This is a genomic window from Pinirhizobacter sp. (genome assembly GCF_036499745.1).
In the GTDB taxonomy this organism is placed as follows: Bacteria; Pseudomonadota; Gammaproteobacteria; order Xanthomonadales; family Rhodanobacteraceae; genus Pinirhizobacter.
In genome coordinates this window covers 1-14,541 of the sequence record NZ_DASYDG010000046.1, presented here as the reverse complement: position 1 = coordinate 14,541, position 14,541 = coordinate 1, and the positions used below count along the sequence as shown (strand labels likewise).

15 protein-coding genes are annotated in these 14,541 nt (G+C 65.9%); 5 read left to right on the top strand and 10 right to left on the bottom strand.

The window, feature by feature from the left end; genetic code table 11:
• Window positions 1-19: 19 nt before the first annotated feature.
• The 9 genes from mltG to VGM61_RS15960 all read right to left on the bottom strand — a co-directional run bounded on the left by mltG (window position 20) and on the right by VGM61_RS15960 (window position 7,680).
• Complete coding sequence (mltG, locus tag VGM61_RS16000; RefSeq protein WP_331523873.1) at window positions 20-1,051, bottom strand: endolytic transglycosylase MltG; 1,032 nt, start codon at window positions 1,049-1,051, stop codon at window positions 20-22.
• Complete coding sequence (pabC, locus tag VGM61_RS15995) at window positions 1,048-1,890, bottom strand: aminodeoxychorismate lyase (RefSeq protein WP_331523872.1); 843 nt, start codon at window positions 1,888-1,890, stop codon at window positions 1,048-1,050. Before pabC ends, mltG begins: the two co-directional genes overlap by 4 nt.
• A complete protein-coding gene (locus tag VGM61_RS15990) occupies window positions 1,887-3,242 on the bottom strand; it encodes an aminodeoxychorismate synthase component I (RefSeq protein WP_331523870.1) in 1,356 nt (451 codons plus the stop codon). The genes pabC and VGM61_RS15990 overlap by 4 nt, the downstream gene beginning before the upstream one ends.
• Window positions 3,243-3,256: 14 nt before the next feature.
• Window positions 3,257-4,489 carry a beta-ketoacyl-ACP synthase II gene (gene fabF, locus VGM61_RS15985; protein ID WP_331523869.1) on the bottom strand — a complete coding sequence of 411 codons (1,233 nt, stop codon included), beginning with the start codon at window positions 4,487-4,489 and terminating at the stop codon, window positions 3,257-3,259.
• A gap of 148 nt (window positions 4,490-4,637) precedes the next feature.
• The gene (acpP, locus tag VGM61_RS15980; protein ID WP_331523868.1) at window positions 4,638-4,880 is read right to left on the bottom strand and encodes an acyl carrier protein; all 243 of its coding nucleotides are present in this window, start codon (window positions 4,878-4,880) and stop codon (window positions 4,638-4,640) included.
• A 186-nt stretch (window positions 4,881-5,066) separates the two neighbouring features.
• Complete coding sequence (fabG, locus tag VGM61_RS15975) at window positions 5,067-5,810, bottom strand: 3-oxoacyl-ACP reductase FabG (RefSeq protein WP_331523867.1); 744 nt, start codon at window positions 5,808-5,810, stop codon at window positions 5,067-5,069.
• A gap of 28 nt (window positions 5,811-5,838) precedes the next feature.
• Window positions 5,839-6,771 (bottom strand): ACP S-malonyltransferase, encoded by a 933-nt coding sequence (gene fabD / locus VGM61_RS15970; RefSeq protein ID WP_331523866.1) that lies wholly within the window; start codon window positions 6,769-6,771, stop codon window positions 5,839-5,841.
• Between the two features lie 179 nt (window positions 6,772-6,950).
• Window positions 6,951-7,145 carry a 50S ribosomal protein L32 gene (gene rpmF / locus VGM61_RS15965; RefSeq protein WP_250625830.1) on the bottom strand — a complete coding sequence of 65 codons (195 nt, stop codon included), beginning with the start codon at window positions 7,143-7,145 and terminating at the stop codon, window positions 6,951-6,953.
• Between the two features lie 19 nt (window positions 7,146-7,164).
• On the bottom strand, window positions 7,165-7,680 hold the full coding sequence (locus VGM61_RS15960; RefSeq protein ID WP_331523865.1) for a YceD family protein: 516 nt from the start codon (window positions 7,678-7,680) through the stop codon (window positions 7,165-7,167).
• Window positions 7,681-7,830: 150 nt separating this feature from the next.
• Between VGM61_RS15960 and VGM61_RS15955 the strand changes: the two genes are divergently transcribed.
• Window positions 7,831-8,283 (top strand): hypothetical protein, encoded by a 453-nt coding sequence (locus VGM61_RS15955; protein WP_331523864.1) that lies wholly within the window; start codon window positions 7,831-7,833, stop codon window positions 8,281-8,283.
• On the opposite strand, the gene VGM61_RS15950 is transcribed toward VGM61_RS15955, so the two are convergent.
• On the bottom strand, window positions 8,280-9,857 hold the full coding sequence (locus VGM61_RS15950; RefSeq protein WP_331523863.1) for an ArnT family glycosyltransferase: 1,578 nt from the start codon (window positions 9,855-9,857) through the stop codon (window positions 8,280-8,282). The genes VGM61_RS15955 and VGM61_RS15950 overlap by 4 nt on opposite strands.
• A 60-nt stretch (window positions 9,858-9,917) precedes the next feature.
• Here VGM61_RS15950 and VGM61_RS15945 point away from each other — a divergent pair, with 60 nt between their 5' ends.
• From VGM61_RS15945 to VGM61_RS15930, 4 genes are read left to right on the top strand one after another with little or no spacing between them, the layout of a single operon-like run.
• The gene (locus tag VGM61_RS15945) at window positions 9,918-10,859 is read left to right on the top strand and encodes a MoxR family ATPase (protein ID WP_331523862.1); all 942 of its coding nucleotides are present in this window, start codon (window positions 9,918-9,920) and stop codon (window positions 10,857-10,859) included.
• Window positions 10,856-11,821 (top strand): DUF58 domain-containing protein, encoded by a 966-nt coding sequence (locus VGM61_RS15940; protein ID WP_331523861.1) that lies wholly within the window; start codon window positions 10,856-10,858, stop codon window positions 11,819-11,821. Before VGM61_RS15945 ends, VGM61_RS15940 begins: the two co-directional genes overlap by 4 nt.
• On the top strand, window positions 11,818-13,797 hold the full coding sequence (locus tag VGM61_RS15935; protein WP_331523860.1) for a DUF3488 and transglutaminase-like domain-containing protein: 1,980 nt from the start codon (window positions 11,818-11,820) through the stop codon (window positions 13,795-13,797). Before VGM61_RS15940 ends, VGM61_RS15935 begins: the two co-directional genes overlap by 4 nt.
• A gap of 50 nt (window positions 13,798-13,847) precedes the next feature.
• Entirely contained in the window at window positions 13,848-14,432 is a 585-nt protein-coding gene (locus tag VGM61_RS15930) for a Slp family lipoprotein (RefSeq protein ID WP_331523859.1), read from the top strand.
• Window positions 14,433-14,541: the final 109 nt, after the last annotated feature.

Below are 14,541 nucleotides of genomic sequence, written 5' to 3'. Positions count from 1 at the left end.
CCAGCATGTGCAGGGGACGTCACTGGCATCGATGGAGCTGGTAACAGGCCACTGCCCGATTGTGTTCGGCGAGCGAGGCTGAAAACACATGGCTGCCGTCGCCACGCGAAACGAAATACAACTCGTTGCCCGGCGCCGGATGGGTCGCGGCTTCGAGAGCGGCCTTGCCTGGCATGGCGATCGGCGTCGGCGGCAGGCCGGCTCGGGTATAGGTGTTGTAGGGTGAGTCTTGACTCAGGTCTGCCTTGTGGATGTTGCCGGCGTAGGCCGCGCCCATGCCGTAGATCACGGTGGGATCTGTCTGAAGCAGCATATGCTGCTGCAGCCGCCGCACGAACACACCGGCGATCCGCGGTCGTTCGTCCGCACGTCCGGTTTCCTTCTCGACGATCGACGCCAGCACCAGGGCATCGTCAGCCGAAGCCAGCGGCAGGTCGGTGGCACGCCCGGCCCACGCTTGGCCCAGGGCTTTGGCCATGGCGGCATGGGCACGCTTCAGGATATCCAGGTCGCTGTCGCCCTTGACGTAGGCATAGGTCTCGGGAAGGAAGCGCCCTTCGGGAAACTGCCCGGGTGCGCCGATCTGTTTCATGACTTCGTCATCGGAGAGGCCTGCCGCCACCTGCGAGAGTTTGTCGGCACGTGCCAGCGCGCGCCGCACATCAACGAACGTCCAGCCATCGACGATCGTCATGTAACGCTGGATCACGCGACCTGCCGCCATGTTGTCCAGCAGGCCGCGCGGGGTGATGCCGGGTGGGAGGGCATACTCACCAGCATGCAGGCGCCCTGCCACACCCATCCGCGTCGCCAGCACCCGCCAATACCATGGCGACGCGCGCGTGACGCCACGGGCACGCAGGTCCGCCACGATGTCCCGGAAGGAGGTGCCGCGGCCGACATCGATGGTGTCGCCCGCCGACGGGATAGCCAGCGGGGCATGGGTGAACCGCATGTAGCCGAACCCGAGGAAACCGGCCGCGGCCACGAGGGCCAGCATGACCAGGACAAGTAGCGGGCGCAGCAGTGCGCGGCCACGTGGATGCTTCATGGTTGCTCCGGGTGGCACAAGGGTGGCATGCCGGCGTTGGTCCACGCCGCCTGCAGGCCTCTGGCCACGGGACCTGTTGCATATTGCCGGTCGCCGATGGCGCGAACAGGAAGCATGCCGCGAACGGAGGACGCAAGGAACACTTCCGAGGCTGAATCCAGCATGGCACGGCCGATATCCGTTTCGACCGCGTCCGGCAGGCTCGCCAGGGCCAGGCGCCGGCCCACGCCAGCGACTCCGCAGCGATTCAGGGCCGGAAACATCGGCACGCCATCGACCACCAGGCCGATCGATGCCGCGGTGGTACTGATCACGCGGCTATCGGTGTCCAGCATCAGGCCGTCGGCGAAGGAGGGATCGTCCCATTCGGCACGCGCAAGCACCTGTTCGAGCCGGTTGAGGTGCTTGATGCCGGCAAGCTTCGGCTGCAACGACCAGCGCGTGGCGCATTCGAACAAGGCCACGCCATGGGTAGCAACAAAAGCATCGACCTGGCGCATGGGCGAGGCGGCCACGATCACCCGTCCCTGGGACGCGGCCAGGCGCGCGTAACCCCGGGGACCACTGCCGGCTGTCCAGGTAATGCGAACCACGGCGTCATCAAGACCATCGACAGCCGCTGAAACTTCATCAGCAAGGAAGCCTGATACCGGACATGCCAGGCGGAGCCTGCGGCAACCTTCCTCCAGCCGCTCCATATGCCACGTCCACAGCGGCGCCCTGCCCGCCACCACCCGCAAGGTTTCAAACAGGCCGTCGCCGTACGCCAGGCCGCGGTCGTCGGCGGGCAACCCAGTGGCCGCCCGTCCATCCACGCGCAAGCGGCGGGGGTCGTTCAAGACAGGTCGCCCAGTGCCCGCAACATGCCCCTCGCCTTGGCCCGGGTCTCGGCCAGTTCACGCTGGGGATCGGAGTCGGCGACGATGCCCGCGCCTGCGCGCAAGCTCAGCCGCGTACCCTCCAGGGTCATGGTGCGGATGAGGATGTTGAGATCCATGCTGCCGTCGCGGTCGAGGTAGCCCATGGACCCGGTGTAAGCCCCCCGCCCCACGCCCTCGATCGAAGCGATGATCTGCATGCAACGCACCTTCGGACAGCCTGTAATGGTGCCGCCGGGAAAGGTGGCGGCGATGACTTGCCCAGGTGTCACGCCTTCGCGCAACCGTCCACGCACATTGCTGACGATGTGATGCACATGGGCGTAGGACTCCACGGTCATCAGTTCATCGACCTGGACACTTCCCGGCTCACAGACGCGGCCCAGGTCGTTGCGCTCCAGGTCGATCAGCATCACGTGCTCGGCACGTTCCTTCGGATGGGCGTGCAGTTCCTGCACCATGCGCGCGTCGTCATCGTCGGCATGGCGCGGGCGGGTGCCGGCAATCGGCCGCACCTGCACCACGCCGTCGCGCGAAGACACCAACCGCTCGGGTGACGAACTGACAATGGCCCATTCGCGCCACTGCAGCATCCCGGCGAAAGGGGCGGGATTGGCCGCGCGCAGCGCGGCGGCCAGCTGCGCCGGTGGCAGCGGCTCGGCAAATCGCGCGCGCCATTGACGGGAGAGGTTCACCTGGAAGATGTCACCGGCGGCAAGGTGCTCATGGATACGCGCCACGCCGTCCAGGAATCTTGCCGCTTCGTCTTCATCTATCGACAAAGGTGCGGGCAATGGCGCCCAGGGCTCGGCGTTCTCGGCCTGTTCGAGGTCGGCGGCCATCTCGTCGATGAGCGCTGCGTAGCGTGACTCGGCCACGAGGATGGTCTGGTCGAGCTCGTGATCGATGATGATCGCAGCCGGGCAGCGCAGCGCCATCGCGATCGGCAGGTTTCCGGGCTCAGCCGGCAGCCACAGGCTGGGCTCTACTTCACGGGCCAGTTCATAGCCCAAAAACACCATCCAGCCACCGGTAAAGGGCAGCCCGTCACTGCGCGGCCCGGTGTGTTGATCGTGCCAGGCTTCATCAAGCGCATCGAGGAAACCACGCGTAAGCACACGCTCACCGTCACGGACGATGCCATCGCGTCCCAGGCAAAGCTCACCTTGCGGGAAGGCGAAAAGAAGATCGTAACGCGCCTGCGCGGTACCTCGCACGGCGCTGTCGAGCAGGCCGGGGTAACGTGCGGGCCGCGCGGCGGCCAGTGCGAGCAGGTCGCGGCGGCCGGCCAGGTGGCGGGTAACGTGCGCCACGACCAGCCGCTGCCTCAGGCGCGCCGGAAGGCGAGCGTACCGTTGGTACCGCCGAAGCCGAACGAGTTGGAAATCACGATGTCCAGCTTGGCCTGCCGCGCGGTGTTGGGCACGAAGTCCAGGTCACAACCGTCGCCGGGCTGCTCCAGGTTGATCGTCGGCGGGATCACGCCATCGCGAATGGCCAGAAGCGAGAAGATGGCCTCGACGCCACCGGCTGCACCAAGCAGGTGCCCGGTGACCGATTTGGTGGAGCTCATCGCAAGCTTGTAGGCGTAATCGCCGAAGATCTTCTTCGCTGCGCCCACCTCGGCCAGGTCGCCGACGGGCGTGGATGTGCCGTGCGCGTTGACGTAGTCGACGTCGGTCGGGTTCACGCCGGCATCGTGCAGTGCGTTCTTCATGCACAGTGCCGCGCCATCACCGCTGGGGGCGGTGATGTGGTACGCATCGCCGCTCATGCCGAAACCGACAATCTCGCCATAGATATTGGCACCGCGCGCCTTGGCATGATCGTATTCCTCGAGCATCAGCACTCCGGCACCATTGGACAGAGCGAAACCATCGCGCCCGGCATCCCACGGGCGGCTGGAACCGGCAGGGTCGTCATTGCGCGTGGTCATGGCGCGTGCCGAACAGAAGCCGGCCATGGCCGTGGGCGTAGTGGCGAACTCCGCACCGCCGGCGATCATCGCATCGGCGTCGCCGTACTGGATCAGGCGCATGGCCATGCCGATGTTGTGCGCAGCCGTGGTGCACGCCGACACCAGCGCAATGTTCGGGCCGGTCAGGCCCAGGTAGATCGAAAGATGCCCCGAGATCATGTTGATGATCGAGCTGGGCACATAGAACGGCGAAACCTTGCGCGGACCGCGCGCGGCGAGCTCCAGCGCGGTGGACTCGATGGTGTCCAGGCCGCCGATACCGGCGCCCACGGCCACGCCAATGCGCTCGGCGTTTTGTTCAGTGACGGTGAAACCGGAATCGCGGAAAGCCTGCATGCCGGCGGCGATGCCGTAATGGATGAAATGATCCATCCGCTTGACGTCCTTGGGCGGTACCCATGCCGAGGCGTCGAAATCACGGACTTCGCCAGCGATGCGCGTGGCATAACCGCTGGCGTCGAAATGCGTCACCGGGCCGATGCCGCTCCGGCCCTCGACCACGTTGGACCAGGCGGTGGCGATATCGTTGCCGACGGGCGAGACGATGCCCATACCGGTGACAACCACACGTCGTTTGCTCATGCGTAACTTCCTTAAGCGTGCCAGTCCCGCAACCATACGCGGGCGCAGGTTACGAAATGCAGAAACGAAAACTGCGCCTTGTGGCGCAGCGTTCGATGGTGCTCGATGATGGCTGGCCCATCGGGCGGACCAACCGATCAGCGGATGATCAGGCGTCCTTGGAGTGGGCCTTGATGTAATCGACGGCCTGCTGAACGGTAGTGATCTTCTCCGCTTCCTCATCGGGAATCTCGGTCTCGAACTCTTCCTCGAGCGCCATGACGAGCTCGACGGTGTCCAGCGAATCCGCGCCCAGATCGTCGACGAACGACGCGTTGGCCGTGACCTGATCTTCCTTGACGCCCAGCTGTTCGATGACGATCTTCTTAACGCGTTCTTCGATGGTGCTCATGGTTACCAATACCTCCCGAGGGAAAAAGCCGGCGGCATTGTAGTGGCTAACCCCAAGGGGCCGCCAGCGCCCGCCGCCAGCACTGAAATGTCCGCGAAAGCCCGTTTGGCCGGCGCGAAAGCGTGATTGTCCACTAAAACCTGTCCTGAGGCGAATCGGCGGCCCGGCCGCCGCGCCACCTTGCCCCTAGGGCATATACATGCCGCCGTTCACGTGGAGCGTCTCACCGGTGATGTACGCCGCCTGCGCAGAAGCCAGGAAGGCCACCGCATGGGCAATGTCCGAGACATCGCCCAACCGTCCCAGGGCGATCTGGCCCATCAGGCCCTCGCGTTGTTCGGCCGAAAGCGCGCGTGTCATGTCGGTATCGATGAAACCCGGCGCCACCACGTTCACGGTGATACCGCGCGAACCGATTTCCCTGGCCAGGGATTTGGAGAACGCGATGATGCCCGCCTTGGCCGCCGCGTAATTCGCCTGCCCCGGGTTGCCAGTGACACCCACCACGGAGGCTATGGAAATGATGCGTCCCTTGCGCGCCTTCATCATGCCGCGCAGTACCGCCTTCGAAGTACGGAACACTGATGTGAGATTGGTGTTGATGATGTCGTTGAAGTCCTCTTCCTTCATGCGCATCAGCAGCTGGTCGCGGGTGATGCCGGCGTTGTTCACAAGCACCGAAGTCGCGCCGAAGGTCTTGCCGATCTCATCCACCAGTGCCTCGACGGCGGCGGGGTCGGTTACGTCCAGGCGACGGCCATGGCCACCGGAGGCTGCCATGCGCTCGCCGATGGCCGCGGCGCCGGCATCGCTGGTGGCTGTGCCTATCACCGTGGCGCCGGCCTGGGCGAGTGTGTCGGCAATGGCAGCGCCAATACCGCGGCTCGCACCGGTCACCAGGACGATCTCGCCGGCGAGGGAATGGGTCATGGGAGTTTCCTTGGGGTTTTGAAGTGGATCACGCCAGCGCGGCGGCGAGGTCGTCGGGCGTACCGATGGGGCGAGCCTCGATGGCCTTGTCGATGCGCTTGACCAGGCCCGAGAGCACCTTGCCCGGTCCACACTCGATCACCCGGGTGATGCCCGCGGCGCCAAGCGCCTGCACGCACTGCGTCCAGCGCACCGGTAGGTACAGTTGGCGCTGCAGGGCTCCACGGATGGCATCCACGCCAAGGTGTACTTGCGCGTCGGCGTTCTGCACCACCGGGATGCGTGGCTCGCTCCAGGCCACCGCGCCCATCCGCTCGCCCAGGCGATCGGCAGCCTCGCGCATCAACATGCTGTGCGAAGGCACCGAAACGGCAAGGCGGATGGCCTTCTTTACACCCAGCTCCGCCAAGCGTGCGATGGCGCGGTCCACGGCGGCGGCGTGGCCTGCGATCACCAGCTGGCCCGGCGAGTTGAAATTGGCCGGCGCGACGATGTCGCCCTGCGCCACGTCGGCGCAGACCTGGGCGATATGCTCATCATCGCCGCCCAGGATGGCGGCCATCGCGCCCACGCCAGCCGGCACGGCCTGCTGCATCAGGCGGCCACGCTCGGCCACCAGGCCCGCGGCATCGTGCAGCGACAGGGCGCCGGCACAAACCAGGGCGCTGTATTCGCCCAGGCTATGGCCCGAAAGCATGGCCGGTGTTGCGCCGCCCAGGGAATGCCACACGCGCCACGCGGCGACGCTTGCCGCCAGCAAGGCCGGCTGGGTGTTCTCGGTACGGTTCAGGTCATCTTCCGGACCCTGCTGGGACAGCGCCCATAGGTCGCGTCCAGCACCGGCGGAAGCTTCATCGAAGGTCGTCTTCACTTCCGGATGGGCGGCGGCAAGCTCGGCGAGCATGCCCACGGCCTGGGAGCCCTGTCCTGGGAATACGAAGGCGAGCGAAGCAGTGGTCATGCGGTGGCCTGGCTGAAGGTCAAAAGGCTGATGGTGCCATCGAACGGCCGGATGCGCGAGGGTATGGAATGCGCATGCTCAAGGGCCCGGAACGGACGTACGAAAACAAGGCGGCGCGTTTCCGCGCCGCCTTGTCGGTGACAGTCCAGTCAACGGAGGGCGAAAGCCCTCCGCGTGGATCAATCTTCTTCGACCACCGGGCCTGCGGTCTGGATGACCTTCTTGCCGCGGTAGTAGCCGTCCTTGGTGACGTGGTGGCGCAGGTGCACCTCGCCGCTGGTCGGATCGGTGGACAGCTGCACGGTCTTCAACGCGTCGTGCGAACGGCGCATGCCGCGGGTGGACGGGGTCTTGCGGCTCTTGGCAACGGCCATGATCTATCTCCAGCGAAAACTAGCGTTTCTTGAGTTCGCCCAGAACGGCGAACGGGTTATCGGTACGACCGCTCGACGGAGGTTCTTCGTCGGGGGCCACCAGTTCTTCGGGCAGCGTACTGTCCGGATTCACCGGGACCAGCGGCAGCGCCAACAGCAATTCATCCTCGATGACCGCAGCCATGGCCACGCGCCCATCGTCTTCCACCAGCAAGGCCTCGTAACCCGGCGGCAACGCGGCTTCGTCGCTCTCGTCGGTGATCAGGCCGAGACGCATGTCGATAACCACGGGCAACACGAACGGCTCTAGCGTGCGCTGGCAGGTGACTGTCAGGGGCGCGTTAGCACGGATGGCCACATACGCCACCCCGAACTCATCCCGACCGAAATCCACCGTGTAGGCTATCTCGCCGTCCGGCGCCGCAAGCACCTCTACCAGGCGGGTGAGACCCGATACCGGTAAGGATCCTTCGAAGCTGCGCCGCGCCGTCACCATGCGCCACACATCCAGGGACGAGGGCAAAGTCACGGACATAATCGGGAAATGGTAGGTAGCCGACGCCAGGAAGTCAACTATTCTGAAGCACTTGCGACTTGGGGCACCTTGGGTTTTGCAGTGATGGCCGGCCTTGCGGCAGACTTGGGCCCTGCCTGACGGCCGGGGCGCGAAGGAGACAATACACCCGTGAATGTCCCTGCTCCGGCGATCCTCGCCGGTATTTTCGTCGCCCTGGTGCTCGCCGGGTTGGCCGCCATGCTCAGCCAGGGGCGGACACGCCGCCGCCAGCGCACGTTTGCAGCGTTGGTCGACCACGCCGACCGCCTGGAGTCGGACCTGAAAGAATGCCGGATCCGCCTCCAGCGCGCCCACGCCATGATGGCCGAGACACCCGACCGACCGGCGGCCGGCGAACAACAGGCCCGTCATGCGCTCGACTCAGGCTTGCGTGCCCTGCTCCAACAGCGCATCTGGATCCGCGACGAGGCGCCCTCGGCCAGCCAGGCCGACCTCGACAACGCCGTCCAGGCCCTGGCCAAGGCCCGGCAGCGCATCGAGCCGGGCCTGCGCGACCTGGATGAAGCCCAGCATGCGCTGGACGTCGCCGTGCGCGACCATATCCGGCCCTCAAGCGGCTAGTTTCCGGAGCCACCGGGCACGCCCGGGGGTGTCACCGCCCTGTCGGCCTGGACCACGAACACGCATTGGCTGGCGGTGACCTGCGGCATAGGCCCCGCCGGTATCCGCGCCAGGTAAAAGGCGACGCGCTTGCGTCCGTCGAAGAGATCAAGGCGGCCTGCCGGTATCGGTGCATCGACACGCGAACAAAGCGATATTCGCCACGGCAGGCGCTCTTCTTCGCGAAGTGAAGACTCATCTACCGCCAGCACGATCGGCGCCCCTTTCGTCGCGGCAAACCCGGCTTCGTCAAGGTGCCAGGCAGCCAGCTGTGGCGCCCGCCCATGTTTCACGTTCAACGGACTGTCCAGGCTACGAACGGGGCGATCCAGCGCGAAAGACAGTTCAGCGGCCAGCTTGAAGTTGTCAGCCACCGGGATGGCGCCAGGGTGGGCGGCCAGAAGTGGCGCCATGGCGTCGGAGGCCTCCTTCCAGCCGGTGAAGTTGGCCGGGAAAGCCTTCCATCCGGCTAGTCGCCCGGCGCCCGTCGGTGATGAAGCCAGGGCCAGGTAACCAAAACCTGCAAGCAGGCCGAGCGCTGCCAGGCCGGCCGTGGCAATCACCCAGCGACGATCCGCCCCACGCCACAACACCGGAAGCACGGCAACCAGGGGCAGGTATCCCTGCAGGGGCCAATGGGCACGGAAACGCAGGTCGTCGGCGAACAGGCCCAACACAAACCAGGCCACGATGTAGGTGATCGACAGCGTGGCGACGATATCCCACGGCGCCTGCGCACGGCGGCGCCAGGCCTGCCAGGCGGCCCAGAGCAGGCAGCCGTAGAGCAGCGGTGTACAGGCCAGGGCCTGCTCCACTGGCTGCACCAGAGCGTCGGCATGGAACCGCCAGGGGTTGCGGTCAACCAGCTGGAAGGCCAGGCCTACGCCCGACTGGCGGAGGTTGTAGATAACCATCGGCACCAGGCCCAACCCGGCGATGCCCATGGCCAACCAGAATCCAGGGCGCGTCCATCGCGCGCGACCGCGTGGCGTTAGGGTGAAAAGCAACAAGCCGGCAAGCATCGGCATCGCCGCCCGATAATGGGCAAGCCAGGCGATGGCCAGGCCCAGGCCGACCAGGCACCAGTCGCCCCACCGATCACGCTCGAAGGCACGGATGAGCCCCAGCGCGGCCAGGGTGACGCCGACGGTGAGGGGTACATCGGGAAGCGCCATGACACCAAGGCTTCCCGCCAACGGCAAGGCAAGAGCCAGCAAGGCCGCCTGCCAGCCCTGGCGCCTGTCGCCGAACTGGCGCGCCAGGCCCACCACCAGCCAGGGCAGGCAAGCACCCAACAGCAGAAACATCAGCCGCATGCCCAGCAAGCCGTGCCCCAGCACGTGTTCACCGGCGGCGATCAGCCAGGCGGTGAGCGCTGGCAGGTCGCTATAGCCGATATCCAGGCGCCGGCTTTCCATCCAGTAGAAGGCTTCATCAACAAAAGGCGACAGGCGCGCGGCGATGACGAACTTCACCACCTGCACCGTAAGGAACGCCACGAGGAATGCATCTCGCCAGCCATCGCGGGCGGCCACTACACTGGTTCGGTCATGGCCCGGGCCCCGGTCCATCCTCACTGGCAGCCTTTCCCGCACATGTCCGCACCTAAACCGATTCGCGACGACTCCATCAAACGCCGGCTCGACGCCGGGCTCGAACAGGTCAACAGCGTGCTGTTGGGCAAACCGCGCCAGGTGAAGCTGGCCTTCACCTGCCTTATCGCCCGCGGCCACCTGCTGCTGGAGGACGTACCTGGCGTGGGCAAGACCACCCTCGCCCATGCCCTGGCGGCAACCTTCGACCTCGACTTCCAGCGCATCCAGTTCACGTCCGATCTCCTGCCCTCCGACATTATCGGCGTCAGCGTGTATGAGCGCGATGGTGGCACGTTCCGATTCCATCCGGGCCCGATCTTCACCCGGCTGCTGCTGGCCGATGAGATCAACCGCGCCTCGCCGAAAACGCAGAGCGCCTTGCTCGAAGCCATGGCCGAAGGCCAGGCCACGGTGGACGGGGTCACCCATGCGCTGCCCCAGCCATTCTTCGTGGTGGCGACTCAAAACCCGCTCGACCTCGCCGGCACGTTTCCGCTGCCCGATTCTCAGCTCGACCGCTTCATGCTGCGCGTGAACCTGGACTATCCCGATGCCGCCGCCGAACGCGCGCTGCTGTCCGGCGCCGACCGCCGCGACATCCTTGCCCAGTTACAGCCCACCCTCGACGGGGCGGCGCTGGAGATGTTGTATATCCAATCGCTTGCCACGACGGTGAGCCCGGCACTGCTCGATTACCTGCAGGCTCTGCTTGGCGCCACGCGCCGACACCCTGACATACGCGTTGGTTTGTCTCCGCGCGCGGGGCTTTCCCTGCTGGCGGCCAGCCGCGCGTGGGCCCTGGCCAGTGGGCGGGATTACGTCGTTCCCGAAGACATCCAGGCACTGTTCGTACCCGCCGCCTCGCATCGGCTTATCCCCGGAAAGGGCGCCCATCGCGAAGCCATTGCCCGCGCCATCCTGGCGGAAGTCGCGGTCGGATGACCCCTGCCGGGCGGGCATGGTCGGCCGTGCTGCGCAGGGCCGAACGACGGCTGCCGTCGCTGACACGGCTGCGCGGCCCCGAGGCATTGCCCATCGCGTTGCACAGGCGCCGCATCTACATCGTGCCTACCGGCTTCGGCCTGGGCTTCACCGTGCTGCTCGCGGTGATGGTGCTCGGCGCGCTGAACTATTCGAACAACTCAGCGCTGCTGCTCACGTGCCTGCTGGGAGCCGCCGGCGCCGGCAGCATGCTGGTGGCGTTCCGCACGCTCGACGGTGTCGCCCTGACGGCGATCCGTGCGCAGACAGTCGTGGCCGGTGAGGACGTGCCACTGACCATCGGCATCGCGCCGGGACGGCGCCCGCGCCACTCGCTGCAACTGGACATCGACGGCCGCCGCCTGGCATTGGCGATCACTGCCGGATCGCCCGCCACGCTTGAACTTGCACGGCCGACCGAACAACGCGGCTACATGGCCATGCCGCGGATGCGCCTGTTCACCACGTGGCCATTGGGCATGTTCCGGGCCTGGAGCTGGCTGCATCCGGACCACAAGATATTGGTGTATCCGCGGGCGGAAGCCTTCGGTCCACCGCCGCGCGAGCCCTCGCTCGATGCCGAACGGGGACGACCGCACCCGGGCGACGAACCGGCGGCGCTGCGCATGTACCGGCCGGGCGACCCACGCCGGCAGATCGCATGGAAACTCAGTGCGCGGCATGAATTCCTCCTGGTGAAGGATATGGAGCAACCTGCGCCCGAGGCCGAGTGGCGTTTGTCGTGGCAGTCGATTCACGGCATGGATAACGAGTCGCGCATCGCGCGGCTGGCGCGCTGGGTCAACGAAGCCCATGAAGGCGGCCATCGCTGGAGCCTGGCGTTGCCCGACCGCCTGTTCGATGTCGCCCAGGGCGATGAACATTTCCACCGTTGCATGACCGCCCTCGCCCTGCATCCATGAATTTCCTCTACGCACTCACCCACAAGGTTCGCGAGGCACCGATTTCGGCCGGGACCTTCAACCTGGTCTGCATCACCATGGCCTGGGTGGTCGCCGTCCATGCATCGCATTTACCCATCTGGCTCACTCTTTTACTTGGCGTCGCGCTGCTGGCCAGCCACTGGCGGCGGCGGCACCGGCCGGGCAAGACGCCCATGTGGCTGAAACTTCCGCTGACCCTGGGCCTGCTGGTGGGCATCATCGTCTGGTACGGCAACCTCTTCGGCCGAGAACCGGGCAGCGCCTTCGCCGTGGGCCTGCTGGTATTGAAGACGTTCGAATGCGAGACCGCGCGCGACGTGCGCGTGGCCGTCGCCTTTGCCTGCTTCGCGCTGATGGCCGCGTTGCTCTCCGACCAGGGCCTGGTGGTTACCGTGGCGGTTGCGCTGGCCATCGTGCCGGCACTGATGAGCCTGCGTTCGCTTGAACCAGGCCAGGTGCAGGGAACGATCGCACAGGCAGCGTTGCCGTCGCTGGGACTGCTTGCCGCCGCGATACCGCTGGCGCTCCTGGCCTTCCTCTTCGTGCCGCGGCTTTCCGAACCGCTATGGGGGGCGCCGGCGGCCGATGCGGCGAAGCCGGGGTTGTCCTCCAGTATGTCGCCGGGCGACCTCACCGAGCTCCTCACCGACGATTCGCCCGCCATGCGTGTGTCATTCGATGGCGCGGCTCCCCGCCCCGACCAACGCTATTTCCGAGCTTTCGTCATGTGGAATTTCGACGGCCGGCGCTGGGACCATGGTTACGGTCGCCGTGGCGCGGTGGCCGGATTGCTGCCGCAGGGACCGGTCGCGACTTATGAAATTACCCTGGAGGCTACCCATCGCCGCACCTTGCCGGCGCTGGACGTCCCCATGGCTGCACCGGAAGGAGCCCGGTTGTCGGCCGACCGCGAATTATCGTCCAACGACCGCATCGACGAAGTGCGCCGCTACCGTCTGAGTTCGGCGCTGGGCTACGGCCTGCAGGCCGACCTCGACGACAACACCAGGCGCCTGGGCTTGCAGCTGCCGCCCAACTTCGATCCCCGCGCACGTGCGCTGGCCCAGCAGTGGCGCCAGACCTTCGGCCAGAACGACGAAGGCATCGCCCGGGCAGCGCTGGGGCTGTTCCATGATGGCGGTTTCCGTTACACGCTGGCTCCCGCCCCGCTGGGGCGGGACAGTATCGATGATTTCCTCTTCAACACCCGCGAGGGATTTTGCGAACACTATGCCTCGGCCTTCACCTTCCTGATGCGCGCCGCCGGCATTCCTGCCCGCGTAGTCACCGGTTACCAGGGCGGTTTCTACAATCGCCTGGGGCAATATCTGCTCGTGCGGCAATCCAACGCCCATGCCTGGTCGGAGGTGTGGCTGGCAGGGCGCGGCTGGGTGCGTTTTGATCCCACCGCTGCGGTGCGGCCCGAACGCATCGCCGCCGACGGCACGGCTGCCGCCGATGGCAGCGGCCCGTGGTATCAGCCAGCGTGGTTGCAGGCCGCACGCAATCGCTGGGACATCGTCAACCGCTTATGGGCCCAGGGCGTTACTGGCTTTGACGCCCTGCGCCAGCGCAGCCTGCTGCAACCTTTCGGCGTACGCGAAGCACCACCTTCCATGCTGGTGACGATCCTTGCCGGCGGCATGTGCCTGCTGGCAGCCATCGGACTGGCTTGGGCGCTCTACCGACGCCCGGAAGGCGAGGTAGCCCAGCGCGCATTGGCACGATTGAAGGCCAGGCTTGCACGGCGCGGCCTGGCATCACGGGCCAGTGAAGCACCTGGACACTATTTTTCACGCGCCGCCCGTTTTTGGCCAGCGCAACGTAAGGAACTGGAAAGTCTGGCCACCCTATACATCCACCTCACTTATGCCCGTAGCGAACCGGCACCTGAACTGGCGCGTCGATTCGTAAGGCTGGCAAGGGAATTCCGACCGCCGCGCGTGGTCAAATAGCATCGTCCCCCGGATCGTCCGCGGTCCGCTACCCACAGGGAGTTCAAACCATGTCGATCACCAAGCCGTTGTTGCTCGCGGCGGCCACTGTAACGCTGGGCGCCTGCGCCACGATCCCCAAGCCGCTGGAAGGCAACTTCACACCGGTCACCACGGCCAGTGCGCAGCAGGGTGGCGCTGGCGGCACCAAGGTTCGGTGGGGCGGCGAGATCATCAAGACCGAACCCGGTCCGCAGGAAACCTGCTTCTACGTCCTGTCGCAGACCCTCGATAGCCAGGCGCGTCCCTCGGGCGACAAGTCCGACAACCAGGGCCGCTTCGTCGCCTGCCGCGAAGGTTTCTACGATCCGGAAGTTTTCACGCGAGGTCGCGAGGTCTCGATCACCGGCACCATCCATGGCACGGTCTCGCAGAAGGTCGGCGATTTCGACTATGCGTATCCGCGCGTGGAAGCCGACGTGGTTTACCTCTGGCCCAAGCGCGTGATCTACAACTACCCGCCGGGCTACTACGACCCGTTCTGGGGCCCGGGCTTCGGCCCGTACTGGGGTGGTCCGTATTGGGGCGGCTGGGGTGGTTACGGTTATTACCCGCGCCGCGTGATCGTGGTGCCGCGCCCGGTACCGCACCGCTAGCGCTATCGGCAAGCAGCGTCACGGCAAGCGGGGTCAGAGTGATAACTCTGACCCTCAAACAAAAAAGCCGGCGCAAGCCGGTTTTTTTGCGCGAAGTTTTTCCGATCAG

Excerpts from the sequence above, each read along its gene's own strand:
- mltG (WP_331523873.1), bottom strand. The coding sequence starts at position 1,051 with ATGAAGCATCCACGTGGCCGCGCACTGCTGCGCCCGCTACTTGTCCTG.
- acpP (WP_331523868.1), bottom strand. The coding sequence starts at position 4,880 with ATGAGCACCATCGAAGAACGCGTTAAGAAGATCGTCATCGAACAGCTG.
- VGM61_RS15940 (WP_331523861.1), top strand. The coding sequence starts at position 10,856 with ATGACCCCTGCCGGGCGGGCATGGTCGGCCGTGCTGCGCAGGGCCGAA.
- fabG (WP_331523867.1), bottom strand. The coding sequence starts at position 5,810 with ATGACCCATTCCCTCGCCGGCGAGATCGTCCTGGTGACCGGTGCGAGC.
- fabF (WP_331523869.1), bottom strand. The coding sequence starts at position 4,489 with ATGAGCAAACGACGTGTGGTTGTCACCGGTATGGGCATCGTCTCGCCC.
- fabD (WP_331523866.1), bottom strand. The coding sequence starts at position 6,771 with ATGACCACTGCTTCGCTCGCCTTCGTATTCCCAGGACAGGGCTCCCAG.
- VGM61_RS15935 (WP_331523860.1), top strand. The coding sequence starts at position 11,818 with ATGAATTTCCTCTACGCACTCACCCACAAGGTTCGCGAGGCACCGATT.
- VGM61_RS15945 (WP_331523862.1), top strand. The coding sequence starts at position 9,918 with ATGTCCGCACCTAAACCGATTCGCGACGACTCCATCAAACGCCGGCTC.
- VGM61_RS15930 (WP_331523859.1), top strand. The coding sequence starts at position 13,848 with ATGTCGATCACCAAGCCGTTGTTGCTCGCGGCGGCCACTGTAACGCTG.
- rpmF (WP_250625830.1), bottom strand. The coding sequence starts at position 7,145 with ATGGCCGTTGCCAAGAGCCGCAAGACCCCGTCCACCCGCGGCATGCGC.
- VGM61_RS15960 (WP_331523865.1), bottom strand. The coding sequence starts at position 7,680 with ATGTCCGTGACTTTGCCCTCGTCCCTGGATGTGTGGCGCATGGTGACG.